General features: G+C 71.9%; 7 protein-coding genes. 6 read left to right on the forward strand and 1 reads right to left on the reverse strand.

The features are described 5' to 3' along the window. On the forward strand, positions 1-558 hold a 558-nt coding region (locus IFT36_RS14910; RefSeq protein WP_200413541.1), incomplete at its 5' end, for a TIGR03943 family putative permease subunit. A gap of 64 nt (positions 559-622) precedes the next feature. Beyond that, positions 623-2,002 carry a hypothetical protein gene (locus IFT36_RS14915; protein WP_200413542.1) on the forward strand — a complete coding sequence of 460 codons (1,380 nt, stop codon included), beginning with the start codon at positions 623-625 and terminating at the stop codon, positions 2,000-2,002. Between the two features lie 33 nt (positions 2,003-2,035). Here IFT36_RS14915 and IFT36_RS14920 read toward each other — a convergent pair whose 3' ends face one another. Then, positions 2,036-2,311 (reverse strand): DUF4031 domain-containing protein, encoded by a 276-nt coding sequence (locus tag IFT36_RS14920; protein ID WP_369794401.1) that lies wholly within the window; start codon positions 2,309-2,311, stop codon positions 2,036-2,038. A gap of 175 nt (positions 2,312-2,486) precedes the next feature. Here IFT36_RS14920 and rplU point away from each other — a divergent pair, with 175 nt between their 5' ends. From rplU to proB, 4 genes are all read left to right on the forward strand, one after another. Further along, a complete protein-coding gene (rplU, locus tag IFT36_RS14925; protein ID WP_056048310.1) occupies positions 2,487-2,795 on the forward strand; it encodes a 50S ribosomal protein L21 in 309 nt (102 codons plus the stop codon). A gap of 18 nt (positions 2,796-2,813) precedes the next feature. Beyond that, entirely contained in the window at positions 2,814-3,080 is a 267-nt protein-coding gene (gene rpmA, locus IFT36_RS14930) for a 50S ribosomal protein L27 (protein ID WP_123571842.1), read from the forward strand. Positions 3,081-3,224: 144 nt separating this feature from the next. Continuing rightward, a complete protein-coding gene (gene obgE / locus IFT36_RS14935; protein WP_200413543.1) occupies positions 3,225-4,775 on the forward strand; it encodes a GTPase ObgE in 1,551 nt (516 codons plus the stop codon). Further along, positions 4,772-5,469 (forward strand): glutamate 5-kinase (gene proB / locus IFT36_RS14940; RefSeq protein WP_200413544.1); only part of this gene is annotated, 698 nt, incomplete at its 3' end. The genes obgE and proB, both read left to right, overlap by 4 nt.

Below are 5,469 nucleotides of genomic sequence, written 5' to 3' on the forward strand. Positions count from 1 at the left end.
CGGCGTCGGCCGGTCGCCACCGGCGCCCGACGTCTCGCCTTCTCGGCGGGCGTCGCCGTCACCGCCGCCATCGCGATCGCCGTCGTCGCCCTGCCCCCGGCCACCCTCACCAGCGCCACGGCCGGCCAGCGCGACGTCAACTCGTCCACCGCGGCGCTCGACCGTACGACCGTGGCCGACGCGACCAGCGCCTCCTCGGACGCCTACCGGTCGTTCAGCGTCCTCGACTGGGCCGGCTTGCTGAGGCAGACGACCGACCTCGCCTTCTACGAGGGCAAGACCGCCGACGTCGTCGGGTTCGTCACGCCGTCCGACACCGACCCCGACGACGTGTTCTACGTGTCGCGCTTCGTGATCACGTGCTGCGCGGTCGACGCCCAGCCCGTCGGCGTGCCCGTCTACCTGCCGGGGTGGCAGGACCAGGTAGCCGCCGACGACTGGGTCGAGGTCACGGGCGGCTTCGACACCAACCGCAGCAGCTCGAGCCAGGACCCCGTCGCCCTCGTGCCCGACGACGTCACCACCGTGGGACAGCCCAGTGACCCGTACCTCTACTGAGGGCGGACGGGGCCGGGGCGCGACGGGAGGGGCTGCCACGCCCGATCCGTTCGCGTCCGACCCCGTGTTCCTCACCGAGCAGGACGCCCGTGAGGCCGGTGCCCGCTGGCGCACGCGATGGGTCGCCGTCGTCACCGTCCTCGCGGTGGTCTGTGCCGCCTTCGTGGGCCTGACCTACTTCCAGGGCCCCAAGGCCGGCGAGACGCAGGTCGACACGACGGCCGTGGTCGAGCGTCCCGGTCAGCAGCTGCGGGTGTTCGCCAACCAGGCGCTCGCGCACGTCGACGCCTCGCAGGTGGTCGTGACGCCCGCGGCCGCCTTCACGGTGCAGACGTCGGGTGACGTGGTCGCCGTGACCTTCACCGGCCGGCTCGCGTACGACACCGACTACCACGTCCGCGTCGACGGGGTCTCGAGCGTCTACCAGCGACAGACCTCGACCCTGGAGGCGCGGTTCAGCACGCCCCCGGCGACGGCGTACCGGCTCGTGCGCGGCACGTCCGGGGCCGACGACCGCATCGAACGGGCCGGGCTCCGGGGCTCGGACAGGACGACCGTCTGGTCCGCGCCGCGCATCCAGGCCTACGAGGTGTTCGACTCGGCCGTCGCGGTCGTGACGGACGACGGGACGCAGAGCAGCCTCAGCCTCGTGTCGCTCGACGGGGCCGCCGTCGAGACCCTGCCCGTGCCCGAGGCCCCCGGCCTGATCACCCGCTTCGCGGCCGACCGTGCCACGACCACGCTGGCGTTCTCGTTCCGTCCGACCGGTTCGGACGTCGAGACGTTGTACACGCTGCCGCTGCAGGGGGAGCGGGCGGTGGCCCCGGTCCTCGGCCTGTCCGGGCAGCCCGTCGAACCCACCGACTGGGCCTTCGTGCCGGGTGAGGACGACGTCGTCGTCCAGGCCGTCGACGACTCGGTGAGCGTCGTCGACCTCTCGGGAGTGGACCCCGTGCGGCCCGTGGGGACGTACTCGCTGTTGCAGGGGGTGTCGCTCGACGGCACCACGCTGATCGCCGCGTCGGCGATCGCCTCCATGGTCGTCGACCTCGCCACGGGGGACGAGCGCCCCCGTGCCCCCGCCCCGGTCGACGGCGTCCTCCCGTTCGCCGGACCGCTGGTGGCCCTCGACCCAGGCCACGTCGTGCAGCAGGTGTCGGTCCCGTCCGACGACGGGCTCACGTACCGGACGCTCGTCGTCGCCGACGACGGTGCCACGTCACGGACGCTCTGGCAGCCCCCGAGCGCATCCGGTGTGATCGAGGGCTTCGACGTCTCCCCGAACGGGCAGTACCTGGCTGTCCAGTCGGTCGGGGACGCGACGACGCCGACCGACTACTCGTACACGATCGACCCCGTGGCCGACGGGGTCACGACCACCATCGTCGAGATCGCCTCGGGCGCGGTCGTGGCCAGCTACGAGGGCTTCGACACGAGTTGGTGACCGCGCGGCTGCGGCCGGGGCGGACGGAACCGGTCAGGCCGTGAGGCCGCGTTTCACCCGCTGGGACACCCGCAGCCCGCTGCGTTCGAGACGGCGGGCGAGGTCGAGGCCGGTCACGGCGACGGCCCCACCGGCGATCAACTCCGCCCGTCGGGACTCGGGCACGTCGTAGTGGTCGTGGTCGAACCCGCGGCGGGGGATGCCGTGACGGGCGGCGAAGGCGTGCAACTCGTCGTACGAGTCGTCGCTCACCAGGTGTGCCCACAACGTGTCGTGGGCCGGCCACACGGCCTCGTCGATCAGGATCACGCCCTGGATGCTAGTCGTCGGTCCGCCTGCCGGTGCGGGGGTCGTGGACGGAGGAGGCGCGGCGCCCGTCGGAGGACGCGTTGACGGCCCCAGCGGCCCCCTGTACGATGGGCGGTTGGTGCGCGCTGGCTCAAGGCCGCGTCGTGCCGGACACCCCAACTCTTAAGGAACAGACATGGTCTACGCAGTCGTGCGCGCCGGTGGTCGGCAGGAGAAGGTCGAGGTCGGCACGATCGTCACCCTCGACCGCCTCAAGGCCGCCGAAGGCGACTCCATCACCCTCCCCGCCGTGCTGCACGTCGACGGTGACACCGTCACCTCCGCCGCCGACGCCCTGGCAGGGATCACCGTGACCGCCGAGGTGCTGAACGACCTGCGCGGCCCGAAGATCGTCATCCAGAACTACAAGAACAAGACCGGTTACAAGCGTCGCATGGGCTTCCGTGCCGACCTGACCCGCGTCAAGATCACCTCGATCAACTGAACCAGGGGCTGAGAACACATGGCACACAAAAAGGGCGCATCGTCCACCCGCAACGGTCGTGACTCGAACGCACAGCGCCTCGGCGTGAAGCGCTTCGGCGGCCAGGTCGTCCTCGCCGGCGAGATCATCGTCCGCCAGCGCGGCACCCACTTCCACCCGGGCGTCAACGTCGGCCGCGGCGGCGACGACACGCTCTTCGCCCTCGCCCCCGGTTCGGTCGAGTTCGGCGCCAAGGGCGGCCGCAAGGTCGTCAACATCGTCGCCTCCGCGACGGCGACGGTCTAGCACCACCACGCGGCGTCGGCACACGACCCGCATCGGCGGCCCCTCGCGGGTCGCACCGTCTGGGGCGAGCATCCTGCTCGCCCCAGACGTGTTTGACCCGGGCAGCTCGCACCGGCACGCACAGACAAAGAGATCAAGCACCTCATGGCCACATTCGTCGACCAAGTGACCCTCCACCTCCGCGCCGGCAACGGCGGCAACGGCTGCGTGTCCGTCAAGCGCGAGAAGTTCAAGCCGCTGGCCGGCCCCGACGGCGGCAACGGCGGTCACGGCGGCGACGTCGTCATCGTCAGCGACAGCGGCGTCACGACGCTGCTCGGGTTCCACCGTGCACCGCACCGCTCGAGCGACAACGGCGGCTTCGGCATGGGCGACCACCGGGCCGGCGCCAACGGCGAGACCCTCGAGCTCGTCGTGCCGGTCGGCACCGTCGTCAAGTCCGCCGACGGCGTCGAATTGATCGACATGGTCGAACCGGGCATGCGCTACGTCGCCGCCGAGGGCGGCATCGGGGGCCTCGGCAACGCGGCCCTCTCGTCGACCAAGCGCAAGGCGCCCGGCTTCGCCCTGCTGGGCACCCCCGGCTGGGCCGGAGACGTCCTGCTCGAACTCAAGGTCGTCGCCGACATCGCCCTCGTGGGCTACCCGTCGGCCGGCAAGTCGAGCCTCGTCGCCGCCCTCTCGGCCGCCAAGCCGAAGATCGCCGACTACCCCTTCACGACGCTGCACCCCAACCTGGGCGTCGTCGAGTCGGGTGACACGCGCTACACGGTCGCCGACGTCCCCGGGCTGATCGAGGGGGCCAGCGAGGGCAAGGGCCTCGGGCTCGAGTTCCTCCGCCACGTCGAGCGCTGCTCGGCCCTGCTGCACGTGCTCGACTGCGCGACGCTCGACCCGGGCCGCGACCCGTTGACCGACCTCGACGTCATCCTCCGCGAGCTCGAGGCGTACCCCGTCCCGGACGGCCAGAAGCCGCTGCTCGACCGCCCGCAGCTGATCGCGCTCAACAAGGTCGACGTGCCCGACGGTCGCGAGCTGGCCGACTTCGTCACGCCCGAGCTCGAGGCCCGCGGCTACCGCGTCTTCGAGATCTCCGCCGTGAGCCACGAGGGCTTGCGCAACCTGTCCTTCGCCCTGGCCGAGGTCGTCGAGGCCAGCCGCGCCGAGATCGCGGCGCGACCCGCGCCTCCTCGCATCGTCATGCGCCCCCGCGCCGTCAACGAGAAGCCCTTCGTCATCAGGGTCGAGGGTGGCACCTACGGCAACGTCTACCGCATCCTGGGCCAGAAGCCCGAGCGGTGGGTCGTGCAGACCGACTTCAACAACGAGGAGGCCGTGGGCTACCTCGCCGACCGGCTCAACGCCATCGGCGTCGAGGACGCCCTGTTCAAGGCGGGTGCACAGGCCGGTTCGACGGTCGTCATCGGCCCCGAGGGCGGCATCGTCTTCGACTGGGAGCCCACCCTCACCTCGACGGCCGAGCTGATGACCAGCGCCCGCGGCACCGACCCGCGCCTGATCCAGAACGACCGCCCGACCCGCAACCAGCGCCGCGAGGAGTACTTCGAGCGCATGGACGCCAAGGCCGAGGCCCGCGCCGAACTCCAGCGTGAACGCGCCGCCGGCCTGTGGACCGACGACGAAGGGTTCCTCGTGAAAGAGGGCGACGACGTCGAAGGCGACGAGCGGGCGTGACCGGGGGCGTCGTCGACCGCGCCGGCCTCGGCACGGCCCGCCGCATCGTGGTCAAGGTCGGCTCGTCGTCGATCAGCGGTGAGAACGCCGGACAGATCGAGCCGCTGGTCGACGCCCTCGCCGCGACCTACGGGCGGGGTGCCCAGGTCGTGCTCGTCTCGTCCGGGGCCATCGCCACGGGCCTGCCGCACCTGCGCGTCGACTCCCGCCCGACCGACCTCGCGACCCAGCAGGCGGCCGCCGCCGTCGGGCAGAACGTCCTGATCTACCGGTACCAGCAGAGCCTGCGCCGCTACGGCATCGTGGCGGGGCAGGTGTTGCTGACCGCCGGGGACATGCAGAACCCGACGCACCGCAGCAACGCCCAGCGCGCCATGGAGCGCCTGCTCGAGCTGCGCATCCTGCCGATCGTCAACGAGAACGACACGGTCGCCACCCACGAGATCCGCTTCGGCGACAACGACCGGCTCGCGGCGCTGGTGTCGCAGCTGGTCGGTGCCGACGCCCTCGTCCTGCTCAGCGACGTCGACGCCCTGTACACCCGCCCGCCGCACGAACCCGGCGCCGTCGCCCTCGTCGACGTGCCCTTCGGCGACGACCTCGCCGGGGTCACCTTCGGCGCGGCCGGTGCGGCCGGCGTCGGCACCGGAGGCGCGGGCACGAAGGTCGCGGCCGCCCGGTTCGCGGCCGAGGC

Source organism: Frigoribacterium sp. CFBP 13605 (assembly GCF_014839405.1).
In the GTDB taxonomy this organism is placed as follows: Bacteria; Actinomycetota; Actinomycetes; order Actinomycetales; family Microbacteriaceae; genus Frigoribacterium.